The sequence below is a fragment of the Malaciobacter canalis genome, from assembly GCF_008000835.1.
GTDB lineage: Bacteria > Campylobacterota > Campylobacteria > Campylobacterales > Arcobacteraceae > Malaciobacter > Malaciobacter canalis.
The window spans coordinates 2,024,547-2,048,783 of the sequence record NZ_CP042812.1 but is presented as its reverse complement, the minus strand read 5'-3'; the positions used below and the strand labels follow the sequence as shown (position 1 = coordinate 2,048,783).

Annotated in this window: 23 protein-coding genes and 1 tRNA gene; 18 read left to right on the top strand and 6 right to left on the bottom strand. The window is 28.1% G+C overall.

All coding sequences use genetic code 11. The features are described from left to right. Nucleotides 1-6: 6 nt before the first annotated feature. The gene (selB, locus tag ACAN_RS10195; RefSeq protein ID WP_099334477.1) at nt 7-1,848 is read right to left on the bottom strand and encodes a selenocysteine-specific translation elongation factor; all 1,842 of its coding nucleotides are present in this window, start codon (nt 1,846-1,848) and stop codon (nt 7-9) included. After that, on the bottom strand, nt 1,845-3,191 hold the full coding sequence (gene selA, locus ACAN_RS10190; protein WP_099334476.1) for an L-seryl-tRNA(Sec) selenium transferase: 1,347 nt from the start codon (nt 3,189-3,191) through the stop codon (nt 1,845-1,847). Before selA ends, selB begins: the two co-directional genes overlap by 4 nt. A gap of 53 nt (nt 3,192-3,244) precedes the next feature. Here selA and ACAN_RS10185 point away from each other — a divergent pair. Beyond that, nucleotides 3,245-3,342 (top strand) — tRNA-Sec (locus ACAN_RS10185). Nucleotides 3,343-3,505: 163 nt separating this feature from the next. On the opposite strand, the gene selD is transcribed toward ACAN_RS10185, so the two are convergent. Beyond that, nucleotides 3,506-4,543, bottom strand: a complete 1,038-nt coding sequence (selD, locus tag ACAN_RS10180; protein ID WP_196778255.1) for a selenide, water dikinase SelD — start codon at nt 4,541-4,543, stop codon at nt 3,506-3,508. A 240-nt stretch (nt 4,544-4,783) separates the two neighbouring features. On the opposite strand from selD, the gene ACAN_RS10175 reads away from it, so the two are divergent. The 3 genes from ACAN_RS10175 to ACAN_RS10165 are packed head-to-tail and all read left to right on the top strand — an operon-like array spanning nt 4,784 to nt 6,467. After that, nucleotides 4,784-5,881: a transglutaminase-like domain-containing protein gene (locus tag ACAN_RS10175; protein ID WP_099334475.1), complete on the top strand. Its 1,098-nt coding sequence runs from the start codon at nt 4,784-4,786 to the stop codon at nt 5,879-5,881. Next, nucleotides 5,878-6,195, top strand: coding sequence for a transporter (locus ACAN_RS10170; RefSeq protein ID WP_099334474.1), 318 nt, complete (start codon nt 5,878-5,880; stop codon nt 6,193-6,195). The genes ACAN_RS10175 and ACAN_RS10170 overlap by 4 nt, the downstream gene beginning before the upstream one ends. An 8-nt stretch (nt 6,196-6,203) precedes the next feature. Then, entirely contained in the window at nt 6,204-6,467 is a 264-nt protein-coding gene (locus ACAN_RS10165; protein WP_099334473.1) for a heavy-metal-associated domain-containing protein, read from the top strand. Here ACAN_RS10165 and ACAN_RS10160 read toward each other — a convergent pair. From ACAN_RS10160 to ACAN_RS10150, 3 genes are read right to left on the bottom strand one after another with little or no spacing between them, the layout of a single operon-like run. Continuing rightward, the gene (locus tag ACAN_RS10160) at nt 6,464-7,129 is read right to left on the bottom strand and encodes a response regulator (RefSeq protein ID WP_099334472.1); all 666 of its coding nucleotides are present in this window, start codon (nt 7,127-7,129) and stop codon (nt 6,464-6,466) included. The two genes, ACAN_RS10165 and ACAN_RS10160, sit on opposite strands and share 4 nt — an antisense overlap. Next, nucleotides 7,119-8,708, bottom strand: coding sequence for a sensor histidine kinase (locus tag ACAN_RS10155; RefSeq protein ID WP_099334471.1), 1,590 nt, complete (start codon nt 8,706-8,708; stop codon nt 7,119-7,121). The genes ACAN_RS10160 and ACAN_RS10155 overlap by 11 nt, the downstream gene beginning before the upstream one ends. Further along, complete coding sequence (locus ACAN_RS10150) at nt 8,708-9,850, bottom strand: ABC transporter substrate-binding protein (RefSeq protein WP_099334470.1); 1,143 nt, start codon at nt 9,848-9,850, stop codon at nt 8,708-8,710. The genes ACAN_RS10155 and ACAN_RS10150 overlap by 1 nt, the downstream gene beginning before the upstream one ends. 180 nt (nt 9,851-10,030) lie before the next feature. On the opposite strand from ACAN_RS10150, the gene ACAN_RS10145 reads away from it, so the two are divergent. From ACAN_RS10145 to ACAN_RS10080, 14 genes are all read left to right on the top strand, one after another. Further along, nucleotides 10,031-11,710 (top strand): 4Fe-4S dicluster domain-containing protein, encoded by a 1,680-nt coding sequence (locus ACAN_RS10145; protein ID WP_099334469.1) that lies wholly within the window; start codon nt 10,031-10,033, stop codon nt 11,708-11,710. Nucleotides 11,711-12,345: 635 nt separating this feature from the next. Then, complete coding sequence (locus tag ACAN_RS10140; RefSeq protein ID WP_099334468.1) at nt 12,346-13,110, top strand: TorD/DmsD family molecular chaperone; 765 nt, start codon at nt 12,346-12,348, stop codon at nt 13,108-13,110. Nucleotides 13,111-13,194: 84 nt separating this feature from the next. Beyond that, nucleotides 13,195-13,398: a Tat pathway signal protein gene (locus ACAN_RS10135; RefSeq protein ID WP_099334467.1), complete on the top strand. Its 204-nt coding sequence runs from the start codon at nt 13,195-13,197 to the stop codon at nt 13,396-13,398. A gap of 16 nt (nt 13,399-13,414) precedes the next feature. After that, entirely contained in the window at nt 13,415-16,243 is a 2,829-nt protein-coding gene (locus ACAN_RS10130; protein WP_099334466.1) for a formate dehydrogenase subunit alpha, read from the top strand. A 10-nt stretch (nt 16,244-16,253) separates the two neighbouring features. Then, nucleotides 16,254-16,859 (top strand): formate dehydrogenase FDH3 subunit beta, encoded by a 606-nt coding sequence (gene fdh3B, locus ACAN_RS10125; protein WP_079577817.1) that lies wholly within the window; start codon nt 16,254-16,256, stop codon nt 16,857-16,859. An 8-nt stretch (nt 16,860-16,867) separates the two neighbouring features. Continuing rightward, nucleotides 16,868-17,758 carry a formate dehydrogenase subunit gamma gene (locus ACAN_RS10120; RefSeq protein ID WP_079577818.1) on the top strand — a complete coding sequence of 297 codons (891 nt, stop codon included), beginning with the start codon at nt 16,868-16,870 and terminating at the stop codon, nt 17,756-17,758. A 103-nt stretch (nt 17,759-17,861) separates the two neighbouring features. After that, nucleotides 17,862-18,650 (top strand): formate dehydrogenase accessory sulfurtransferase FdhD, encoded by a 789-nt coding sequence (gene fdhD / locus ACAN_RS10115; RefSeq protein ID WP_099334465.1) that lies wholly within the window; start codon nt 17,862-17,864, stop codon nt 18,648-18,650. Next, entirely contained in the window at nt 18,643-19,083 is a 441-nt protein-coding gene (locus ACAN_RS10110; protein ID WP_099334464.1) for a ModE family transcriptional regulator, read from the top strand. Before fdhD ends, ACAN_RS10110 begins: the two co-directional genes overlap by 8 nt. After that, nucleotides 19,055-19,426: a winged helix-turn-helix domain-containing protein gene (locus ACAN_RS10105; RefSeq protein ID WP_099334463.1), complete on the top strand. Its 372-nt coding sequence runs from the start codon at nt 19,055-19,057 to the stop codon at nt 19,424-19,426. Before ACAN_RS10110 ends, ACAN_RS10105 begins: the two co-directional genes overlap by 29 nt. Next, nucleotides 19,426-20,406 carry a cysteine desulfurase gene (locus ACAN_RS10100; RefSeq protein WP_099334462.1) on the top strand — a complete coding sequence of 327 codons (981 nt, stop codon included), beginning with the start codon at nt 19,426-19,428 and terminating at the stop codon, nt 20,404-20,406. Before ACAN_RS10105 ends, ACAN_RS10100 begins: the two co-directional genes overlap by 1 nt. After that, the gene (locus ACAN_RS10095) at nt 20,396-21,643 is read left to right on the top strand and encodes a molybdopterin molybdotransferase MoeA (protein WP_099334461.1); all 1,248 of its coding nucleotides are present in this window, start codon (nt 20,396-20,398) and stop codon (nt 21,641-21,643) included. Before ACAN_RS10100 ends, ACAN_RS10095 begins: the two co-directional genes overlap by 11 nt. Nucleotides 21,644-21,674: 31 nt before the next feature. Beyond that, nucleotides 21,675-22,496, top strand: a complete 822-nt coding sequence (locus tag ACAN_RS10090) for an ABC transporter substrate-binding protein (RefSeq protein ID WP_099334460.1) — start codon at nt 21,675-21,677, stop codon at nt 22,494-22,496. A gap of 27 nt (nt 22,497-22,523) precedes the next feature. Beyond that, a complete protein-coding gene (locus ACAN_RS10085) occupies nt 22,524-23,219 on the top strand; it encodes an ABC transporter permease (protein WP_079577825.1) in 696 nt (231 codons plus the stop codon). Next, nucleotides 23,216-24,220, top strand: coding sequence for an energy-coupling factor ABC transporter ATP-binding protein (locus tag ACAN_RS10080; protein ID WP_165773062.1), 1,005 nt, complete (start codon nt 23,216-23,218; stop codon nt 24,218-24,220). Before ACAN_RS10085 ends, ACAN_RS10080 begins: the two co-directional genes overlap by 4 nt. Nucleotides 24,221-24,237: the final 17 nt, after the last annotated feature.

The window sequence follows — 24,237 nt, the reverse complement described above, 5'->3', positions numbered from 1 at the left end:
GTGAGTTTATACAAACTCACTTAAAAATACTCTTTTATTATCAACTTTTTTTATTTGTGAAAAGTTATCAAGATAATCAAGATATGCAATAAGATATTTTCTACTTAAAGGGTATCTTTCTTTAAAGTTTTTTATATCAATATATCCATCTTCTTTTATTATATTTTTCATTTCTTGAACAATCTTTGTTAAGCTATTTGCATGAATAAATAGATTATGTTGCATTCTAAAAACTTGTTTTTTTGAACAAAGAGACTTTAATATTGTATCTCCTAGTTTTCTATCAATATCTAAATCATCATAGATATTATAAGGAGCTGTTGGAGATAAATTTTCTTCTTCCAATCTTTTACTTACAACATCTTCTAAGTTTTTTGAAAAATCTTCTTTAATATTTGCATTTTTATATAAACTTCTCTCTTTTACTAAAAAGTTTTCTTCTTCTAATTCATCAAGAACAGTTTGTATAAAAGAACTACTTGCCCACTTGATTCTAAGTTTAATAGCAGCATTTGAAAGCAAAGCATATTTATTTTTAGTATAAATATCTTTTATTTGTTTTTTTATATACTCTTTTGTTTCTATTGGATAAATAACTAATTCTTTTTCATCACAAAATACATTTTCTAAATTTTTACCAAACTCTACTGCTTGATCATGGCTTAGTGCAAATCTTTGTGCTGATGAGATTAATCCTAAGCCTTTTTTATGAGCATCTAGTAATATTTTGTATGATTGTTTATAATCAGCTTCATCTAAAGATTTTAAAAGAAATTTCTTTTGTGATTTTTTCATTGGATCATTTACACAGTTTAATACAATACCACCTGCTATTGTATGATTTGATTCTCTTAATATAATTTTTTCTTTATAAATACTAAAAAAAGGCTCTTTTGCTTTTATTGTTGCAAAGCCACTTTCTAAACTAGCAATTGAATCAAATAGTAAAACTTTAACTTCAACTTTTTTTGAACCTATAAATAAAGAGTAAGTTCTATTATGATGAAGTTGCTTTCCTTTTAAGCATTTAAAACTAATATCTAAAGTATCAAAGCCTCTTAAGAAACCTTTTTTAGAGATCAAATCACCTCTTTTTAAATCTACAGCTTTTATATTTTGAAGGTTTAATGCTGCACGATTTGAAATATTTGCTTCAATTGCATTTTGATTGTGCACTTGAATATTTTTTATTCTTGTTTCTTTATTTAGGTGTGGAATAAAAACTTTTTCATCAAGTTCACATTTATTCCCTAAAACTGTTCCTGTTACAACTGTACCAATACCTTTTACTGAAAAGACTCTATCTACATAGTATCTAAAAAAGTTTTCTTGAGTTTTATTTGTATTTTTTAAAGTAAATAGTTTCTCTTTTAATGACTCAATTGATTTTTCATCATGTGTTGAAACGCAAGATATAAACTTTAAATCAAAATCAAAATCTTCTAAAAACTCTTTGATTCTATTTTTTTGCAAGTCAAGTTCTTCTTTTGAAACTAAATCTTTTTTAGTTATTGCTACAATTAACTCTTTTACCCCAAGTAAACTCATAATCTCTATGTGTTCAACTGTTTGTGGCATAATACCCTCATTTGCAGCAACTACAAGCATAACACAATCAAAAGAGAAAGCTCCTGCAATCATATTTTTTACAAGTTTTTCATGACCTGGAACATCAATAAATGCAATATTTTGTTGTGCTCTTTTTAAATTTGAAAAAGATAAGTCAATTGTAATACCTCTTTGTTTCTCTTCTTTTGTTTCATCACCTTCATAACCATTTAGTGCTTTAATAAGCGAAGTTTTACCATGGTCAATATGTCCAGCTGTTCCTATAATAATATTACTCATTTAAAAACCTTTCTTACTATTGCTATAATTTCATCTAATTCACACTCTTGAATACTTCTAAAATCAAATAAAACTTTTTCATTTTCAATTCTTGAAATTACTCCATTTTCTCTTAAAAGTTTTTCTATTTTGTTTGGTTTATAATCTTTATATTCAATTGTAATTGCAATAGAAGGAATTTTTTTATTTGGTGTAGTTCCTCCTCCTATTAGTGTTTGAGTTTTTATTACTTCACATTTACAAATATCTTCTAAAGAGTTTTTTACATAACTTGCTCTTTTTTCTAACTCATCTATTGAAGTATGAAGCATCTTTAAAGTAGGGATATTATTTAACTCATCTTTTAAGTAAGAGTTTAAATGCTCTTCTAATAAACATAGAGTTATTTTATCAACCCTTAACATTCTTAATAGTTGATTTTTTTTAATTTTTTCAATAAGTTCTTTTTTACCAATTATTACACCAGCTTGTACACTTCCTAGAAGTTTATCTCCTGAAAAACTTAAAAGTGAAGGATTATTTTCCATAATCTTTAAAATTGATGGCTCTTTTGAGTCAAGATTATATGGTAAGTCAATCATATGACCACTACCCATATCAAAATAATCAATTACATTGTTTTTATTTGCAACTTCAATAATATCTTTTAATTCAACTTCACTTGTAAAGCCCTCAATTGAATAGTTTGATTTGTGAACTTTCATAAGAATTGAAGTATTTTCATTTATTGCATTTTCATAATCTTTTTTGTGAGTTTTATTTGTAGTTCCTATTTCTTTTAATATTGCTCCACTTTGAGTCATAACTTCAGGAACTCTAAAACTCCCACCAATTTCAACAAGTTCACCTCTGCTTACAACAGTCTCTTTATTTTTTGAAAAAGTATTTAATATCAAAAAAACTGCACTTGCATTATTGTTTACAACAATTGCATCTTCACAAGCTGTAAGATTTTGTAATGCTTTTACTATATGAGAGTATCTTTCACCTCTTTTACCAGCTTGTAAATCATACTCTAAGTTATTGTAAGAGCTTGCAACTTTTTTTACTTTATCAAAACTTTCTTGACTTATTAGGCTTCTTCCTAAATTTGTATGTACAATAATACCTGTTGCATTTATTAGGTTTTGAAGTGAAGGTTTTGTTATTTTTTCATATTCATTGATTGTGTTTTTTATTAACTGTTCTTCATTGAAATTGTTAGTTTTATTTGAAAGTATATCTTCTCTTAATTGGTTTATTTGCTCTTTTGCAATTTTTGTTATAAGTTTTAAAGAGTAATTCTCGAAAGTTTTGTTTTTGATAAACTTATCAACTTTCGGAATTGATTTTAGTAAATCCATTTTTTGCCTTTAGAATCTTTTAAATTAATATATAGTACAATTTCAAATCTTTTGGGAGGTATGTGATCCTGGTGGACACCACGGGCTTCAACCCCGATGTCTGGGCTAGTGTTAGTCTGGAGGTAGGTTCGATTCCTACACCTTCTCGCCAAAACTTCCCAAAAAATCAACTATTTTTAAAGTTAATTTGAAATTTTACTAAAAAATTATTATAAATATTTTGAAAGATTATATCTTATACTCAATACTATAAAGCTTAATTTAGGTAAACATGATTTTACTAGTTTGAAAGATTAAAAGTGCAAGATGCACTTTTAATGAACAATAATATCTTTAGTTCCTTTTGGTATCACTTCTCCTATTATACAAGCGTGACCTAAAGTTAATTCTTCTATTTCTTTTATATACTCTTTAGCATCATCTTTATTCATAGCTATTAATAATCCACCTGATGTTTGTGCATCACTTAATACTAGTTTGCAGTAGTTTGCAACACTACTCATAAAAGTTACTTTATCTTCTATATATTTTAAATTTTTCTTAGTTCCTCCTGGAACTACATCTTTTTCTGATAATTCGATTACTTCATTTAATACAGGTATGCTTTTACAATCTAAACTAAAAGTTACTAAATCATTTACACACTCTAATGCATGACCTAATAATCCAAATCCAGTAATATCAGTACAAGAACTCACCCTATATTTTTTCATAATTTTTGATGGTAAATAGTTTAATGCAGCCATTATTTCACTACATTTTTTCATCATATCCATTGGTAATAGATCTCTTTTAATAGCTGTTGTTAAAATTCCCATTCCTATAGGTTTTGTAAGAACTAGTACATCTCCAATTTTTGCTGTATTATTTCTAATTATTTCATTTGGATGTACCATTCCTGTAACACTTAGTCCATAATACATCTCTGGTGATTCAATTGTATGTCCACCAAGTAAAACACCTCCACACTCTTTTATTTTTTCATTTCCACCATTTAGTATTTCACCTAAAGCCTCTGTTGAAAGATTTTTTTTATCAAATCCTACTATATTTAAAGCTGTTTTAACTTCTGCTCCCATTGCAAATACATCACTTAATGCATTTGCAGCAGCAATTTGTCCATAAATATATGGGTCATCAACAACAGGTGTAATAAAATCAAGTGTTTGTACTATTGCTTGTGTTTCATTTATTTGATATACACTAGCATCTTCACTTGTATCAAAGCCTACTAAGATTCTGCTATCATTTGGTTGTAAGTTGCAAATAGTTTGTTTTAGATCCCCCGGACCCATCTTTGCAGCTCAACCAGCAGCTCTTACGAACTTTGTTAGTTGATATTGGTTATTCATTCTTTTCCTTAATTCTAAAATAATTATTGATATTTAATTGTAAAAATTATTTTACTTTTAATCATGTTAAACTTAAATTAAGTATAAGCAAGTAAAAATTCTCTATTAAGGTAGATTTCATATACACTATAATATTATTTTAAAATAAACAAAAGTTCAAGGCCATAGGTTATGGTTGATTTAAAGTAGAACTTGCTTTATCTCTTATAATGAACTGTTCATTAAAAAGAGGCATAAAATATGCAAAGAAGAAGATTTTTAAAAAGTGCTGCAGTGCTTGGAACTACTATGGCAGTTACACCTTCAATTGTATTATCTAATACAACAACAAATCCATTTGGAATTACAAAAAAACCAAGAAAATTTACAGTTACAAATAGTTATGATTTACAAACAAATGATCAAGTTGCTAGACTTTGGGTTCCACTTCCTTTAGATTCAAGTTATCAAAAAGTATTGAAAATATCATATGATGGTGATTTTGATGAAGCATTTATTTCAAACAACAACGAGTATAATACAAAACTTTTATATGCAAAATGGAATAAAAATTCTAAATCAAGAAAATTAGTTGTTAAGTTTGATGTTATAATGCAAGAGCGAACATCAAATCTTTCAAAAGCTACAAATAGTACAAATTTCTCTGAAGATGTAAAACTATTTTTAAAGGGAACTTCTCATACTCCTGTAAATAAAACTTTAACAGATTTTGCAGCAAATCTTACAAAAAATTCAAAAACTCAATTAGAAAAAGCACAAGCAATTTATGATTGGACAGTTGATAATATGTATAGAGATGAAAGTGTTATAGGGTGTGGTGTTGGTGATGCTACAAGAATTATTGAGAAAAAATTATTTGGTGGAAAATGTACAGATGTAAGTTCTGTTTTTGTGGCACTTTTAAGAAATGCTGGTATTCCAGCAAGGGAGATTTTTGGGGTTAGAGTAGGTCAATCTAAAATTTCAAACTCTTGCGGAAAAGCAAATGATAAAGGTTTTGCAAAAATTACAGGTGGTCAACATTGTAGAGCAGAATTTTATGTTGATGGTGCAGGATGGATTCCAGCAGATCCAGCTGATGTTACAAAAGTTAGAAAACAAGAAAAACTTACAAATAGTGACAAAAAGATTAAAGATTTAAGAAAATATTTCTTTGGAAATTGGGAAATGAATTGGCTAGCATTTAATTATGCAAGAGATTTTGTATTAAATCCAAAACCAGCTCAATATCCATTAAATATGTTAGGTTATCCATATGCAGAAATGGATGAGGATGTAGTAAATTATTATAATCCAAAAGAGTTTGGATACTCTTATACTTCTCAAGAAGTTTTATGAGAAGTATAAGTTTAATAGTATCAGCAGTAATAACTGCTGTACTATCTACACTTTGTTGTTTACCAGCTTTTTTATTTCTTTTTTTTGGAGTAAGTGTTGGAAGTTTATCATTTTTGAGTGAACTTGGATATCTAAGAATTCCTTTTGGAATTTTAACTATATTGCTTCTTTTTTTAGCATATAAGAAAAGTAAAACAAATATAAGTTGTGCTTGTGAAAACAAAGGAAAAGTTATACTGATTACAAGCTTATTTGTAGTTTTGTTTTTTATACTACTATTTTATCCAGAGTTTTTAGTTTATTTTGTAGATTAAGGTTTTTTATGAAGAAATTATTATTGTTTATATTTTTGTCTTTAAGTGTTTTTGCTAAAGAAGTTGAAATAGAAGTTGAAAAAATGCATTGCCCTTTATGTACAACAATGGTAAAAAAAGCAATTAAAAAAGTTGATGGGGTAAATAAAGTTAGTGTTAAATTAAATACTAAAAAAGCTACAGTAAATTATGATGACTCTAAGACAGATATAAAAACTATCTTAGAAGCTATAAAGACCACATCATACGAAGGAAAGCTTATAAAACCTTAAATTTCTTCTAATGCTAGTTCATTAAATCTATATGTTTTATGTTGAACTTTAACTAAAATATTCTTTTCTGCTAACTCTTTAAAAAGCTTAATTAATGTAGGCTTTGAAATATTTATATGATCCATAATATCACTATATGAAGCAGAAAATAGATTATTATTATCAAGGTTATTTATAATAAACTTGATTATATCAACTTGTTTACTATCAGTAATAGCTGAGATTGTTCTAATAACATTTGTATTTCTTCTTATCTCTTTTTCTTGAACAACAGGAAGTAATATATCATGCAATGAGTTTAATAACTCTTTTATATTAATAGGTTTAACTATATAATTTTCAACTTTTAGTTTAATTGCATCTAAAAGATATTTTGTATCTGTATGAGCTGTTGTCAAAATTGTTGGAATACATATACCTTTTTGTTCTTTTATCAATTTTAAAAAGTCAATTCCATTTTCATTTTCAAGTAAAATATCTGAGATAATAACATCAATTTTTTTATTTTTTAATATCTCTAATGCTTCTTTTGATGTTTTAGCTGCATATATATTATTTACAAAATCTTCAAGTACATCTGTTGTATGTCTTAATAAATCTTCATCATCTTCAAGATATAAAATATTAAATTTGTTTAATATATTTAAATCTTTATTTTTCATTATTTTCCTCTTTTAATATTGGTATTTTTATAATAAATAAACTACAGTTATAGTTTTTGTCTTTGTTGATTTTATGAATTATATTTTTTTGATAAATAGAACCATACATATGTTTTTCGATTATTTGTTTAGACATATATAGTCCAATTCCTGTACCAGCACTTTTATATTTTGTTGTGTAATATGGTTCAAAAATTTTAGGAGCAATATCTTGAGGAATTCCTCCTCCATTATCAATAAAGTTGATTACTACATCATCTTTATATTGTTTTATAATTACTTTTATAATTCTATCATTTTTATTTATATTTGTGTATAAAGCATCTTTAGAGTTATTTATCAAATTTAAAAAAACATGAGATAATTCATTGTAAAAACTATTTATTTTTATATCTTTTTTCATTGTTAGGTAAGTTTTAATTCCAGCTTTTTCTAAAGCATATTTTGATAATTCAAAAGAGTGTTCAATACACTCTTTTACACTAAACTCTTTTTTTGTTTTATCAGGTGAAAAAAAGTTTTTAAAATCATCTAGGGTGTTAGACATATTTTCAGCTAAAAATAAAGCATCTTTTACTTTATCATCTATAAATTCATCTGTTAGTTTTCCAAGTTGCATTTTTGTTTGAAAGCTTTGTATAATCATAGTAATTGAACCAAGTGGTTGTCTCCATTGGTGAGCTATATTATTAAGCATCTCTCCTAAACTTGCAAGCCTTGCTTGTTGAAACATGATAATATCTTTTTTTCTATTATTTTTCACTTCTTGAACAACTCTTTTTTCAAGTGAGTTATTCAATTCAACTAATTCTTTTGTTTTACTCTCTACTTTTGCTTCAAGAAGTTTATGAAGTCTTTTAAAGTGATTAATTAATAAAACAGAAAGTATTACTGAAAATAGAAATATTAAAACTATTGAAAACATTGATACTGTAATAATAACTTCAAAAACTTTTTCTGTATCTCTTTTTTCATTTAAAGCTAAGGTTAAATCATAATTTATCAAACTTGTAATATAGATATTTATTGCATTTATTTCAAGATGAAGTTTGGCAAACTCTTTTACAAGATTTTTATTGTGATTTGCAATTTCAAGATTATGAAGTCTTGCATTTATATTAATCATCTTTTTATCAATATTTTTAGAAATACTTTTATGTAGTGTCTCATTTTTGTAGTATTGATGTTGTGTAACTAAGAACTTTTTTATAAAATCACCAATATAAATAGCAGGTTGTTTTATATCTTTAGCTTTTTTATACTCTTTCCAGTTTGTTTGTATTAATTGTAGTGCAAGATTAATAACCTCTTTTGCTTGCGTATATGTGATATTTTTATTCTCTATATCATATAAAGTATCTTGAATATTTACTGTGTATGTATCTTTAATGCTTTCTAATTTTATTAAAGGTTTTGTTCTTTGTTCATATAACTTATCAAAATCATATTTAATAGAAAAAGTTGACATAAGTGAAAGAACAACAATACTTAACATTCCACCTGAAATAATAAATATTAATATATTTGTTTTTAGTGTAAAGTTAAAATTATCAAAGTATGAAAGTATTTTTTTAAACATTATTTATTAATCTCTTTAAATCTATTGTTTTCATATGTGAAAAGATAAATTTTATTTAATAATTGCTTATTTTTAAAATCTATTTTTATTCCTTTTAAAGTATCTTTAGGAAGCTCTTCATAAGCTTTAATGAATTTTTCTTTAGTTAAAGCACCATTTATATCTTTTAGTGCTGATACTACAAGTTTAGCTGATAAAAAAGCTTCTAATGATATGAAACCAGGTTCGAAATTTTTATTGTATTTATTTAAAACTTCATAGTATTCATTTACTACAGGAATTGTTCTATCTTGAAAGTTTGGAACAACTTGAGAAAAAATCAAATTATTAGTATTGCTTTGTTTTAACTCTTTAATCATTGCATTAGCATCTCCAAAAGAGATATTACAAAATAGTGTATCTTTAAACTTTGGATTCTCTTTTGCTTTTTTTATAAATAGGGCATTTGCTTTATTTGCTCCTATCATTATAATTGCTTGGGGATTTGCATTTTTTATTTCATTGAATGCATGACTTATTGAAAGGGTATTTCTTTTATAACTTCCCTCTGCTACTAATTTTAATTTTCTTTTTTTTAAAGAGTTTATAACAGATACATATCCCTCTTCTCCATAATCATCATTTTGATAAAATACTGCAAATTTAGATATTTTTTTGTCATAATGTAAATATTTTATTAATACTTCTATCTCTTCTTGATAAGAACTTCTAAAGTTCAAGAAATTATTTTGATTTTTATTTCTTAAGAAACCAGCTCCTGTAAAAGATGATACAAAGGGAATATTTTCAATTTCAACAGTAGGTAAAACACTTTTTACTGTTGGTGTACCAACATAACCAAAAAGAGCAAAAACTTCATCTTGATAAAGAAGTTTATTTGTATTTTTTATAGTTAGTTTTGGTTCATACTTGTCATCATAAATAATATACTCTATTTTTTTATTTCCAAGAAGCTTATTTTCATTTGAATAATTAAAATATGAGCTTGCCCCTGTAGTAACAGCTTCTCCCCACTCTTTGATTACTCCTGTTTTAGGAATTGAACCACCAAGTTTTATAGAAGGGTTTCTATACTCTTTATCTTTAAATATAAAATAGATTGTAAGTAAAATTGATACTAATATAAATAGTTTTTTCGTCATAAAAGTATTTTACAAAAAAAATGTTTAATATCTACAATTAGCAAAAAATAATCTTTTAAGGGCTCTTCTTTAAGTACTACAAGCTTTTTGCTAAATGCAAGATTGATATTAAGTATGGATTAAGAGTATAAGGAATAAAATTAGGTAAAATTTTATTTACCAAAAAAAGAAAGGCGGAATATGCAAGAATTTGTATATTATAACCCAGGTGGGTTAGATTTTCCTTTAGATGAATCTATTTATATAGCTTCAAATATTGAGGAAACAAAAGATGCTAACTTCTTAGTTTCAAATAGTACTGAAATTGATAGTGAAGTAAGTGCTGATGAAATTGACTTTTATATAAAAAATAGCAAAGATCCCATTTCAAAAAAAATTGAGAATGTTTATAAGCTTTATGAAATAGCAGCAATCAAATTTGATTGTGCACAAGATATTACATATACACAAAAAGTAGGAAATAGACTTCTTCTAGTTGCTAATAGTGATGATGCAAAAGAGTTTATTTCAAATATTACTCCTAATGAATTTGATATGTTCCATGTAAGTGAAGATATAATTAAATCAATTTCAGGACATATTGGAAACTTAAGTGTTGTTGTAGATGATGATGGAAAAGAAGTAGTTTTAAAAGTAGATCAGATTGTATGGTTTGATGTAAAACAAATGGGATTAAATCAAAGTGGAAGTTTTGATCCAAAGCAATCTTCTATAAAAGAGGTTATAAGTACTTTAAAAGCAAATATTGAAGAGTATGAGTATAAAAAATTTACTACTTATGATGCAAATATCTGCCAATATCATGAAAGAAGAGAAGAGATTTGTGGTAGATGTGAAGATGTTTGTCCTACTACTGCTATTATTAAAATCGATGATAAAAAACATCTAGAGTTTTCACAAATTGATTGTCATGGATGTGGTGGATGTATCTCAATTTGTCCATCAGGTGCATTGGATTATGCACCAATTCCTAGAGATTCAATTTATGAAATAGCAAAAGAGTATAGGGGATATATACCTTTAATAGTTCCTGATAAAATGAATATTTCAGAACTTAATATTGATTTAAAAGAGAATATTTTACCTTTTAAAATTGAAGGTGAAAAATTTTTACATGAAACTTCATTTTTAACAATACTTCAAGAAAGTGGTTCACAACTAGTTTTTTATACTGACTTTTTATCAAAAGGAAGTAAAGATGCAATTAGGATATTAAATGAAATTTATACTAAAAAATATGGAAAAAAAGCTATTTATGTAGCAATGAATGAAGAAGAGTTATCTCAAGCATTAGAAGAAGTTGATTTTATTGAAGATTCACAATTTTCTTACAATCAAGAAGATGAAAGAAAAAGAGAAATTTTTGCTGTACGACTTTCTGCATTAGTAGGCCAAGATGATTTAGGTGTAGTAAAAACTGGCGAAAATGTTCACTATGCAAAAGTTAATATCAACGAAGATAATTGTACTTTATGCTTATCATGTGTTGGAGCATGTAATGTGGATGCACTTAAAGCGTATCCTGAAGATAATACACTAAGATTAAATCCATCTATTTGTACAGGTTGTGGATATTGCGAACTTACATGCCCTGAAAAAGATTGTCTTACTATTGAACAAGATGTGATTGAGTTAAACTCTTCATGGTTTCTTGAAAGAGTAGTAGCAAAAGATGAACTTTTTGCATGTGTAGAGTGTGGTAAAGAGTTTGCTACAAAAAAAGCAGTTGAAAAAATTGCGAATATGATGGCACCAATTTTTGCAAGTGACCCTAATAAACAAAGAACACTATATTGTTGTGAAACATGTAAGCCAAAAGTAATGCTAGGAAGTGATGTTGTAAGGAACCAACGAGTTTAAAATTAGATTATTAGAACAATCTATAAAAGATTGTTCTATGTCTTATTTTATAATACATATTTAAAATCTCTCACTTAATATTATTAGAATAAATATTAATCTCTCTATATTTTATAAAATTTAATTATAAATATTTTTAATGAATGTACTAGTATTTAAATTAATAGGATAAAAATTAGAAAAACTTTTTAGAATTTAAAAGAATTTTTCAAAAATTTTAAAACTTTTTGAAATTTTAGGAAAATTGATTTAAATCAATATAAAATGAATGAAAAATTATTTTAATTTATCTCCAATTTCTAAATATGCAAAAATGGCATATTTAGAAAAATATGATACTGTGGGAGTAGTAAAAATCTTTAAATAATAGTAAATAAAAAGTAACCAAAAAATAGTAATGATTTTACTAAAAAAAAAGTGTTTCTTTTTTTTACAATTACTCTTCAATTACCCTTTATATCAACTGTTTATTCACCACAAACTAAGTTAGATTTAAAGTATATAGTCATACAATTAGGTAAATAAAAATTTACCAAAACGAAAAAGTGACAATTAGAATTGGTAAAAAATATGACTATAATTGTCCTGTTTTAATAGTCATGAAAATGTTACTTTTTATTTGGCAAGGAAAAAAAATGAAAGAACAAGAAGTTAATAAAGCAAGAGCAGTATATTATAAAATTTTTAGTGGTTTTTTTGTTTATCTTACAGATCAAAGTAGATACTTTGAATTATTAAGTTTACTTGATATTGTAAAAACAAATCCATTAGATAATGCTTCAGGTGAAGCTTTTACTAATATTGCAAATAAACTTCAAAAAGATTCAAATGTGGCTTTATTACAAGAGTATGATGATATCTTTCATAATCCACATACTACACAAGTTAGAACAACTGCATCATTTTATGATGAACAAGTTGAAAGTGGTAGAAAAAGAGTTCAAATGCTTGATTTTTTAGCAAAAACTAAAATAAGAAGAGATGAAAAAAACTATTCTGAATATGAAGATAGCATCGGATTTGTTTTTGCTGTATTATCTGAATTGGCAAATTTAGTAGCTGATGGACAAGAACAATATAAAACAGTTCAACACTGTATATTTGCTGATGTATTAAATGAGTTTGTTGATGAGATTTCAAGAACTATATATGAACATGAAAAAGCAAATATTTTTAAAGATGTTATTGTTGCATTATTATCTTTCATGGAGTTTGAAAGATTGTATTTAGAAGTTTCAAGAGCAAAACCAAAAGAGTTAAAAAAACAAGAAGTTAATAAAGAAGAGACTATTTCTAAAGAAGAGATGGAAAGAAGAGCACGAAATAAAGCTGCAAAAGCGGCTGGAGCAAAAAAACAAGATGATGTTTTTATCACTTATGATGTAGAGAGTGATATTTAATTAATAACTTCTAAGGGACAAAGAAAGAGTAAGTTTTACTTTTTCTTTGTCTCTTAGAGACTGAAAAAACAATAAGGATCAACTATGCAAAACGAAAGAAGACAGTTTGTCAAAAAAAGTGCAATGGTTGTTGGTGCAAGTGTAGCTGTTGGTGCTACTACACTAGCTGCGAGCGGAAGAGGTTATGAAACTGATTCTAATGGTGTTGTTATAGGGAATTCTAACAAAAAAGAGATTCTTTATAAAAAAACAAAAGCTTGGGAAGATTATTACAAACAAGCAAAATAAATAAAAAGGTGTTAGTATGTCAAATAGTACATATGATGCATTAAAAGCTAAAGTAGGTAGAAGATCATTTATTAAAATGGCTGCTGTTGCTACGGCTTCTAGTGCTGTAAGCGCTTTTGCAAGTAATGATGGTGTTACTAGAAAAGCAACTGCTGAAGAGGTAAAAAATCCTTTTCCAGGTTCGAAAAAAGTAAAAACTATCTGTACTGCATGTTCTGTAGGATGTGGTATTATTGCAGAAGTACACAATGGTGTGTGGGTAAGACAAGAAGTTGCACAAGATCATCCAGTTTCTCTTGGAGGTCATTGTTGTAAAGGTGCTGATATGATTGATATGGTTAGGTCAGAAGTTAGACTTAAGCATCCAATGGTAAAAGAAAAAGGGCAATGGAAAAGACTTTCTTGGGATGAAGCATATGAAAGAATCTCTAAGAAAATGAAAGAATTAAGAGAAAAAGAAAGCCCTGATTCAACAATGTTTTTAGGATCAGCAAAAATGAATACAGAGCAAGCTTACTATTTTAGAAAGTTTGCAGCAATGTATGGAACAAATAATATAGATCATCAAGCTAGAATCTGACATAGTGCAACAGTTGCCGGTGTGGCAAATACATGGGGTTATGGCGCTATGACAAATTCTTTAGGTGATATACAAAATGCTAGATCAATAATTATTTTTGGAGCTAATCCAGCGGTTAATCACCCAGTAGGATTTGCACATTTTCTTAAAGCAAAAGAGAGAAATAATGCACAAATAATTGTAGTAGATCCAGTATATACTAAAACAGCTGCAAAAGCTGATCATTTTTGTCAAATTAGACCAGGTACTGATATTCCATTTATGTATGGAATGTTGAATATAATATTTAAAAACGGTTGGGCAGATGAAAGCTTTATCAATGATAGAGTTTATGGAATGGATTTAATTAAAGAAGAAGCTAAAAAATGGACTCCTGAAAAAGTTGCTGATGTAACTGGTGTTCCTGCTGATAAATTAATTCAAATTACAACTGTTTATGCTAAAAATTCTCCAGGTACATTAATCTGGGCTATGGGTCTAACTCAACACACAATTGGTTCTTCTAATACAAGATTAGCACCAATCGTACAACTTGCTCTTGGTAACATGGGTAAAGCTGGTGGAGGAACAAACATTTTAAGAGGGCACGATAATGTTCAAGGTGCTACTGATATGGGTTGTCTATCTAATTCTCTTCCAGGTTATTATGGTTTAGCAGATGGTTCATGGAAATATTTCGCAAAACAGTGGAATGTTGATTATGAATGGCTAAAAGGACAATTTCAATCTCCTGAATGGATGAATAAAAATGGATTTACACTTGCTAGATGGTGGGCTGGTGTACTTGATGGTAAAAATGGAAATGATAAAATCCATAATGGTAAAACAGGTCTAAAAGCTCTTTTTGTTATGGGTAATGGTATTACATCTGTTGCGCAACAAGCAAAAATCAAAGAAGGTTTAGATAACTTAGAGTTATTAGTTTTAGCTGATCCTTTTGTAAATGAAGCAGCTGTATTAACTGATAAACAAGATGATGTTTTCTTATTACCAGCAGCAACTCAGTTTGAAACAAGTGGTTCTGTAACTGCTACAAATAGATCTGCACAATGGAGAAGAAAAGTTGTTGAGCCATTATATGAGTCAAAACCTGACCAAGAAATTCTATTTGAATTATCTAAAAGATTAGGTTTTTATGATCAATATACTGCATCTATGAAAGATAGTAGTGGTAAATTTACATGGCCTGAAGATGCAACAAGAGAGATTGCAAGAATTATTAAAACTATTGGTTTAACAGGATGGACTCCTGAAAGACTTAAAAAACATACTGATAATTGGCATATGTTTGACCAAGTATCACTTAGAGGTTATGGAGAGATGAAAGGCGAGTATTATGGTTTACCATGGCCTTGTTGGACAGAAAACCATAGCGGAAGCCCAGTACTTTATAACACAAATTTAAGTGTAAAAGATGGAGGTATGGGATTTAGAAATAGATTTGGATTAGAACATGATGGAGTTTCTCAATTAGCTGCTAAAGGTAGTGCACCAAAAGGATCTAAAGTTGATGGAGGATATCCAGAAATTACAAGAGATAATATTGAAGAAGTTCTAAAAATCAAATTGACAGAAGAAGAGAAGAAAAAAATTGGTAAAAACTGGAAAGTTGATAGATCTAATATTATTGCACAAAAATGTATGGAAGCAGGAATTGCACCATATGGAAATGCAAAAGCAAGAGCTAGAGTATGGACATTCCCTGATGAAATTCCAATGCACAGAGAGCCATTACACTCTCCAAGACAAGATTTAACTAAAAAATATCCTGCTTATGTAGATAAGGATAATCACTTTAGAGTTGATACAAAGTATATCTCTAAACAAACAGAACAAGATTGGTCAAAAGACTTCCCTATTAACTTAGTTACAGGAAGACTTGTAAATATGAATGGTGCTGGTATGGAAAATAGAGCATCTAAATATCTTGCAGCATTAAGTCCTGAAATGTTCTGTAGTATTAATCCAGATTTAGCAGGTCAGTTAGGTGTAAGAGATGGTGGTATGATCTGGATTCACTCTCCTGAGGGAACGAAAATTAAAGTAAAAGCTAAATATTCATATTCTGTTAGCCCAGATAGAGTATTTTTACCTTTCCACTTTGCAGGACACTTCCAAGGGGAAGATATTAGTCATAAGTATCCAAAAGGAACAAAACCTTATGCTATTGGTGAAAGTGCAAATACTGTTACTAACTATGGTTATGACATTATTACACAAATTCCAGAGACAAAAGGCGGATTATGCCGAATAGAAAGAGCGTAGGAGTTTAGGTATGAGTGAAATGTCAAGATTAAAATTCTATTGTGATGAAGGTAGATGTATTGAATGTGATGGATGTTCAATTGCATGTGCTGAAGCTCATGAATTACCAGCTGGTATTAATAGAAGAAAAGTAATAACATTAAATGAAGGAAAAGAGGGATTAGAGTACTCTTTATCAATAGCTTGTATGCATTGTAATGATGCACCTTGTGAGCAAGTATGCCCAGTTGATTGTTTTTATATCAGAGAAGATGGAATAGTTCTTCATGATAAAGAGACTTGTATAGGTTGTGCTTATTGTTTATATGCTTGCCCATTTGGAGCTCCACAATTTCCAAGAGAAGGTGCCTTTGGAGCAAAAGGTGCAATGGATAAATGTACAATGTGTGCAGGAGGACCACTAGAAACAAATAGTGAGAAAGAGAGACATATCTATGGACAAAATAGAATCTCAGAAGGAAGAGTACCTGTATGTGCGGCAATGTGTTCAACAAAAGCATTATTAGTAGGAGATGCACAAGAAGTAAGCGCAATATATAGAGAAAGAGTTCTAGCAAGAGGTCATGGGGTACAAACATCACCAATGACTTGGAGTAGAGCATACGGAGCAAAATAAGGCTTATGATGAAACGAAAAATGATAATCATCTTTTTAGCTTTAACTACAGCAGCATTTGCTGCTGATAGTGCTATTTATGGTGAAGAGTTAATAACAAATATATTAGGTTATGGAAAAGAGGGTTCATTACATTTAGGTCAATGGTTCACAGTACTTCAAGGGAAATATTTTTCAATAGGGTTCTTAGTTGTAGCTCTTGGAATACCAGCAGTATTTTTAATACATTATTTAATTATTGGACCAAAAGTATTTTCACATGATAGAAAAAAGATACCAGTATTTACAATATTTCATAGGGTAATTCACTGGATTGCAGGAGTATCGTTTTTAGTACTAGTACCAACAGGTTTTATCATGGTGTTTGGTACAACATTTGGAGGAGGAGAGTTTGTAAGAATATGTAAAGACTTACATGCTTTATCAACAGTACTGTTTTGTATAGCAGTAGTACCAATGTTAATAATGTGGTTTAAAGAGATGCTACCAACAATGGATGATGTAAAATGGATGATGATACTTGGTGGATATTTAAGTAAAGTAAAAAGACCAATTCCAGCAGGTAAATTCAACGCCGGACAAAAGATGTGGTTTTGGGTATGTACATTTGGAGGGATTTTAATGATTCTAACAGGTGCAGTAATGTTTTTCCAAGACTTCGAATTAGCAATAATAAAATCAATGGGATTAACACAAATTGATTTTCTAAGGTTAAGTGCAATAGTACATAATATATTAGGTATGGCAGTAGCAGCATTATTTTTCACACATATTTATATGTCAATGTTTGCAATAAAAGGTGCTATACATAGTATGATTACAGGAGATAAAGAAGAAGAAGAGATTGAGATTCTTCACAGCACTTATTATAAAGAGTTAAAAAAACAAAATAAAGTTTAGATTAAAAAATAAAATATAAATTAAAAAACTGGGGAGATTTAAGTTCTTCCCAGTTTTTTTTTATTATAATATGCTTTTTAAACATATTAGTAAAAGTGAAATAATGGATAATCAAAAATATTTAAGAAAAGTAATAATAGATAAAGTATCAGGAAATGAAGCCGTTGAGTTTGATGATGTAACAATTGAAGAATCAAGATTAAATTTATATTTAAATGGAGAAAAGGCTATCTCTATGATGTGTATTCCAATAGATCAAGATGCACATGCAATTGGTTTTTTAATGAGTGAAAATGTTATATCAAGTATTGATGATGTAGAAGAGTTAACTTTAAGTGAAGATGGATTAAGAGTTGATATTAAAGCAAAAATCAATGAAGGTTCATTGGAGAATTTATATACAGAAAAAACTCTTGTAAGTGGTTGTGGTGGAGGAGTTACTGGAAATGTTGAAGGTAATGTTGAAATACCTTTTAATCAAGTATCTTTCCAAGTTAAACCTGAAACAATATCAACAGAAGTAAAGAAGTTTTATGAAGAGAGCGAACTTTATAAGTTAACAGGGTGTGTACATAAAGCTATGATTTATTTACTTGATGGAACAACAGTGACTTCTGAAGATATAGGAAGACACAATGCAATTGATAAAGTTGTAGGAAAGTGCAAACTTAAAGGTTTAGATACAACTAAATCAGTTTTATTTGTAAGTGGAAGATTATCATCTGAAATGGTTACAAAAGCAGTTATGCATAAAGTTCCTATTATAGTTTCAAGAACAGCACCTACATATCTTGGAGTACAAACTGCACATAAACATGGAGTTACACTAATAGGTTTTGCAAGAGGTAAAAGAATGAATTTATATACTCATCAAGGAAGAATTGATGTCTAGTATTGATGACAATATTGACATAAAACTTGATAATATACAAAAAGAGTTAATCTTAACAAATTTAGACGAAGATGGTAAACTATCTTGTCTAAAAGCTTTTAAGGTTGCAAGATTAATTGGTAAAAAACCAAAAGAGATGTCTGCAATTACTAAAAGTTTAGGAATAAAAATCACAAATTGTGAATTGGGTGTTTTTGGAAAATTAAAATTTCATGATCCTTATATAGAAGTTTATAATAGATTAAAGCAAAACTATATGGGTCATAAAGAACTTAAATGCAAAGTTTTATGGGAAGAAGCTCAAAAATCTACTTTAAGAACTGTTGGTTCAACAGTTAAAAACTCTGATATTGAAGTGACACATTGTCAATTAGGGTGTTTTAGAGAAAAAAAAGGTAAGAAAAATGAAAGTAAAAATAAAAGTTTGGATTGAAGACGATGAAGAGAATCTAATATTTGGAAGTGGAAAAACAGAAGTTTTAGAAAATATAGATACTACTGGCTCTATTGCAGAAGCAGCAAAGAAAGTTGGAATGAACTATAAAAAAGCTTGGACTCATATTAAGATTTTAGAAAAACATATTGAAGAAGATTTAGTTCTAAGATTTAAAGGAAGAGGAGAAAATAGTGGCACAACACTTACTCCAAAAGCTAGAGAAGTTATTCAAACTTATAAAGTTTTAGAAGATGATATAAAGAGATATTCAGAAGAAAGATTTCAAGAATTATTCCATAAAAATGGGAAAGAAATACTTAGTCCAAAGGAGGATAAATAGTGTATAAGTTAAATTTTTTATTGTACCCAAATGTGCAAAATTACCATATTACAAAAGATGATTCACTTAATGTCTTAAGTGATAATGACACCTTCAATAGTTTAAAAAAAGAGTTTACAACAAAGTATAGTTTTAATGATTTAAAAACAATTGATTTTTCAAAAGCAGGGGTATTAGGTCTATTTTTAGATTTAAAAGGAAAAATTGCTGTAAGTAAAGGAGAATCAGAAGCGATTATTCAAGCAGCACAAGAGTATGAAAAGTTAGGTTTTGAAATAACTTGGCTTGAATTAAAAAAAGATGGAAGTGTTGATTTAAGTATTTTAGAAAAAAGTAAATTTGATTATATATTTATATCTTCATATGTAATGGATACTTTTGTTAAAACACAACTAAAAGATATAAAAAAGTTAAGTAGTGCAAAAATTATTTCAAATTGTAGTGCTAATTTTGATAAAGATTGTGATATTGCAATCTTTGATTCTTATAAAATATGTGGATATACAAGTAATGCAATAGTTTTATTTAATGATGAGTTTGAAGAACAAAATATTGCAAACTTAGATTCAATTGCAGTGAAACTAACTTTACAAGCTTTAAAAGAGCAAAAATTTAATACAAGTAATAAAGAGATTTTTATAAAAGAGCTACAAGATGTTTTTAAAGATGATTTATACTTTTTTGTAGATTATAAAACAACTTTAGATTACTCTTTGCACTTTGGATTAAAAGGAATTAAAGCAAGAGAACTTATAAGAACACTATCATTATCAAATGTACTTATTACAAATGGAGAGGGATGTTCTTTAGGATTATCTAAGCCCTCAAGAATTATTCAAAGTATGGGATATGATGAATTAACTAGTAGAAATGCAATCTCTTTAACTTTTAATGAAGAGTACACAAAAGAGGATATTCAAAAAATATCAAAACTTTTTTATAAAAAATATAGACAAATAAAGGTTTTAAATGAGCAATAAATTAACATATTTAGATTTTGATGAAGCAGTAAAAAGAAGTTTGGAACTTGTAAATGCCACAACATTAACACAAATGGTTCCTTTATTGGACTCTTTAGGAAAAGTTCTTGCACAAGATATAGTATGTCAAAAGAATCTTCCATCTTTTAATAATTCAGCTATGGATGGCTTTGCTTTTAAATATGAAGATATTGGAAAAACATTAAATATTAAAAGAGTAATTTATGCAGGAGATAAAGATAAAAAAGTTCAAGCAGATTTAAAAGAGGGCGAATGTTATAAGATTATGACAGGAGCTCAAGTTCCAAGTGATGCTGATACAATTGTTCCAATTGAAAATTGTATTGATGTAACAAAAAGTAGTGTAACTTTACCTATTGATATTAAAAAAGGAAGTAATTTAAGATTAAAAGGTGAAGAGCAGACAAAAGGAAATATTTTATTTAAAAAAGGTGAAATAATTGATTCTTCTCATATTACACTTTTGGCTTCTCAAGGTATTGTAATGCTTGAAGTTTTTAAGGATATTTCAATTGCTGTTTTATCAACAGGTGATGAATTAAAAGAACCATGGCAAAGTTCTAGTGAAGATGAGATATATAATTGTAACTCATATGCATTAGTTGCACTATTAAAAGAAAAAGGCTTTGATGCCACATATAGTGGAGTTATCCCTGATAATTTAGAAAGTTCAAAGAAGTTTATTTCAAATTTAAAAAATTATGATGTGCTTATAACAACAGGAGGTATTTCTATGGGAGATGCTGATTTTGTTGCACAAGCATTTTTAGAAAATGGTTTAGAAACTTCATTTCATGGAGTAAATGTAAAACCTGGAAGACCTATAATGATGGGGAAAATGGGTAAAACTACTGTTATGTCACTTCCTGGGAATCCATTAACTGCGATGGTAAATATGCATCTTTTTGCTATTCCTGTATTAAAAAAACTTCAAGGAAGTAACTGTTTTTATCATGATGTGATAAAAGCAACAAATAAAAAAGATTTTAAAACAAAACAAGGAAGAGTAAATGTAGTACTTGGAACTTGCGAAAATGGAGGTTTTAAGGTAACAAGAGATAATAAATATGGTTCTGGGATGATTACAGCTTTATATGAAAGTAATGCTTTATTGGTAACAAATAGTGATACTAAAAACATAGAGTGTAATCAAGAGGTTGGTGTTATTAAATTTAATAACAAACTATTAAATAAACAAATAGATATTTTTAATTAAACAATTTAATTTTTTATAAAAAGGGAAAACAATGAAATTCAATAAATTAGCAATGCTTTTAGCATCAGTTTCAATGCTTGTATCAACAAACTTAATGGCAAAAGATTTAATGATGGCTACAACTACTAGTACAGATAATACTGGTTTATTAGACTATTTAGCACCTAAGTTTCAAAAAGATACTGGTACTACTTTAAAATGGGTTGCAACAGGAACTGGAAAAGCTTTAAAAATGGGACAAAATTGTGATGTCGATATTCTTTTTGTGCATGCTCCAGCAAGTGAGAAAAAGTTTGTAGAAAGTGGATATGGAGTAAATAGAAAACAAGTTATGTATAATGACTTTGTTATTATTGGACCAAAAAATGACCCTGCAAAAGTTAATGGTATGATTGCAAGTAAAGCCTTAGCAAAAATCAAAGAAGCAAATGCAAACTTTTTTAGTAGAGGTGATAACTCTGGAACTAATAAAAAAGAGATTAGTTTATGGAAAAAAGCTTTATCAAAAGCTCCTGAAAAAGCATCATGGTATGTTCAAACAGGTCAAGGAATGTTAAGAACTATTAATATGGCATCTGAAAAAGATGGATATACAATGACAGATAGAGGAACTTGGATTAAGTATCAATCACAAAAAGGTGATAATAATAGTATGAAAATTGTTGTTGAGGGTGATAAATCACTATTTAATCAATATAGTGTAATTACAATTAATAAACAAAAATGCTCAAATGTAAAACCAGAATTAGCAAAACAGTTTACAAATTGGATTGTAAAAGATGAGATTCAAAAATTTATTGCAGATTTTAGATTATTAGGTAAATCATTATTTATTCCTAATGCAGATAAATAAAAAGTTTTTATAAGGTAATAATATTAGATGAATCTTTTTACTGATGGCTTTAATGAAGCTATACAATTGCTTGTATCAGGAAATGATAGTGTATATTCAGCAATCGCTGTAACAATTACAGTATCTTCTTGGTCTTTATTAATTAGCTTAATTATAGGCCTTCCTTTAGGTTTTTTGCTAGGGTATTATAACTTCCCTGGCAAAACCGTTGTAAGAACTATTGTGGATACGCTTTTAGCACTTCCAACTGTAGTTATAGGTTTAATAGCTTATACAATGCTTTCACGAAGTGGTGTATTTGGTGAGTTTGGTTTATTATTTACTCAAAAAGCAATTATTATAGGACAAATTGTTTTGGGTCTTCCTATTATTATTGCTTTAACTGCAACTCAAGTAGAAGCTGTAGATAAAAGACTTTATTTATCTTTAAAAGGATTAGGTGCTAACTCAAGGCAGATTTTATTATCAACACTTCTTGAGGCTAGATTTGGACTTATGACAGCTGCAATGACAGCTTATGGAAGAATTGTCACAGAAATTGGTATTTCTATGATGGTTGGTGGAAATATTAAATATCATACAAGAACAGTTACAACTGCAATTGCACTTGAGACAGGAAAAGGTGAATTTATTACAGGTATTGCACTTGGATTGGTTCTTTTTTGTGTTGCTTTGATGGTTAATATTGTTTTATCTATGTTAAAAAGGAAATGGACACAGTGAAGTCTTTATATGAATTAAAAAATGTAGAACACTATCACAATGAAAAACGAGTTTTAAACATAGATAAATTGATATTAGAACAGAGTAAAATAACAGGTGTTTTTGGACCAAATGGAAGTGGAAAATCTACACTATTTTCTATATTATCTTTTGTATCAAAACCTACTTTTGGAACAATTTTATTCAATGGAGTTGATAGTAAAAAGCTTGAGCATAAGGTAAAACAAGATATTGTAATTCTTCCTCAAAATCCTTATTTATTAAAAAGAAGTGTTTTTGATAATGTTATATATGGTTTAAGCTTAAGAAATGATACAAAAAATCTAAACCAAAGAGTTACACAAGCACTTAATCAAGTAGGATTAGAAGACTCTTTTAAAAATAGAAAATGGAGTCAACTCTCAGGTGGAGAAGCTCAAAGGGTTGCATTAGCTGCAAGATTGATATTAAAACCAAAGGTTTTAATCTTAGATGAACCAACCTCAGGAGTAGATACAAATTCAGCTCAATTAATAAAAGAAGCTATATTTTTAGCAAAACAAAAGTGGGATACTACTTTATTTATTTCTAGTCATGATCATAATTGGCTAAATCATACTTGTGATAAAAAGATTGCACTTTTTCAAGGAGAATTAGTTCAAAGTGGAAGTATAAATTTGCTTTTTGCACCTTGGAAAAAAGATTCTAATGGAAACTTAACAAAAGAGTTTTTTTGTGGTCAAAAGTTGGTATTTGAAAATAGTATTTCAAAAAAAAGGGACTCAATTGTAATGATAAGCTCAGATGATATTTATTTAAATAAAAAAAGTTCTAATAGCATAAAAGCTGTAATAACTTCAATATATAAAGAAAATTGTGATAATCAAATGTTAGTTGAGTTTGTTATTGGAGGTATTACTTTAAATTCAAAACTTTCAAAAAATATTATAGAAGAAAAAAGCCTACTTCCAGGAAGTGAAGTAGATGTAACAATAGATACAAGCAAAGCTTGTTGGATTTAAATTTATTATAGGAAAAA

What these genes read in the sequence shown, in the direction of transcription:
- selB (WP_099334477.1), bottom strand. Translation starts at nt 1,848, where the DNA reads ATGAGTAATATTATTATAGGAACAGCTGGACATATTGACCATGGTAAA.
- selA (WP_099334476.1), bottom strand. Translation starts at nt 3,191, where the DNA reads ATGGATTTACTAAAATCAATTCCGAAAGTTGATAAGTTTATCAAAAAC.
- ACAN_RS10175 (WP_099334475.1), top strand. Translation starts at nt 4,784, where the DNA reads ATGCAAAGAAGAAGATTTTTAAAAAGTGCTGCAGTGCTTGGAACTACT.
- ACAN_RS10170 (WP_099334474.1), top strand. Translation starts at nt 5,878, where the DNA reads ATGAGAAGTATAAGTTTAATAGTATCAGCAGTAATAACTGCTGTACTA.
- ACAN_RS10165 (WP_099334473.1), top strand. Translation starts at nt 6,204, where the DNA reads ATGAAGAAATTATTATTGTTTATATTTTTGTCTTTAAGTGTTTTTGCT.
- ACAN_RS10160 (WP_099334472.1), bottom strand. Translation starts at nt 7,129, where the DNA reads ATGAAAAATAAAGATTTAAATATATTAAACAAATTTAATATTTTATAT.
- ACAN_RS10155 (WP_099334471.1), bottom strand. Translation starts at nt 8,708, where the DNA reads ATGTTTAAAAAAATACTTTCATACTTTGATAATTTTAACTTTACACTA.
- ACAN_RS10150 (WP_099334470.1), bottom strand. Translation starts at nt 9,850, where the DNA reads ATGACGAAAAAACTATTTATATTAGTATCAATTTTACTTACAATCTAT.
- ACAN_RS10145 (WP_099334469.1), top strand. Translation starts at nt 10,031, where the DNA reads ATGCAAGAATTTGTATATTATAACCCAGGTGGGTTAGATTTTCCTTTA.
- ACAN_RS10140 (WP_099334468.1), top strand. Translation starts at nt 12,346, where the DNA reads ATGAAAGAACAAGAAGTTAATAAAGCAAGAGCAGTATATTATAAAATT.
- ACAN_RS10135 (WP_099334467.1), top strand. Translation starts at nt 13,195, where the DNA reads ATGCAAAACGAAAGAAGACAGTTTGTCAAAAAAAGTGCAATGGTTGTT.
- fdh3B (WP_079577817.1), top strand. Translation starts at nt 16,254, where the DNA reads ATGAGTGAAATGTCAAGATTAAAATTCTATTGTGATGAAGGTAGATGT.
- ACAN_RS10120 (WP_079577818.1), top strand. Translation starts at nt 16,868, where the DNA reads ATGAAACGAAAAATGATAATCATCTTTTTAGCTTTAACTACAGCAGCA.
- fdhD (WP_099334465.1), top strand. Translation starts at nt 17,862, where the DNA reads ATGGATAATCAAAAATATTTAAGAAAAGTAATAATAGATAAAGTATCA.
- ACAN_RS10110 (WP_099334464.1), top strand. Translation starts at nt 18,643, where the DNA reads ATGTCTAGTATTGATGACAATATTGACATAAAACTTGATAATATACAA.
- ACAN_RS10105 (WP_099334463.1), top strand. Translation starts at nt 19,055, where the DNA reads ATGAAAGTAAAAATAAAAGTTTGGATTGAAGACGATGAAGAGAATCTA.
- ACAN_RS10095 (WP_099334461.1), top strand. Translation starts at nt 20,396, where the DNA reads ATGAGCAATAAATTAACATATTTAGATTTTGATGAAGCAGTAAAAAGA.
- ACAN_RS10090 (WP_099334460.1), top strand. Translation starts at nt 21,675, where the DNA reads ATGAAATTCAATAAATTAGCAATGCTTTTAGCATCAGTTTCAATGCTT.
- ACAN_RS10085 (WP_079577825.1), top strand. Translation starts at nt 22,524, where the DNA reads ATGAATCTTTTTACTGATGGCTTTAATGAAGCTATACAATTGCTTGTA.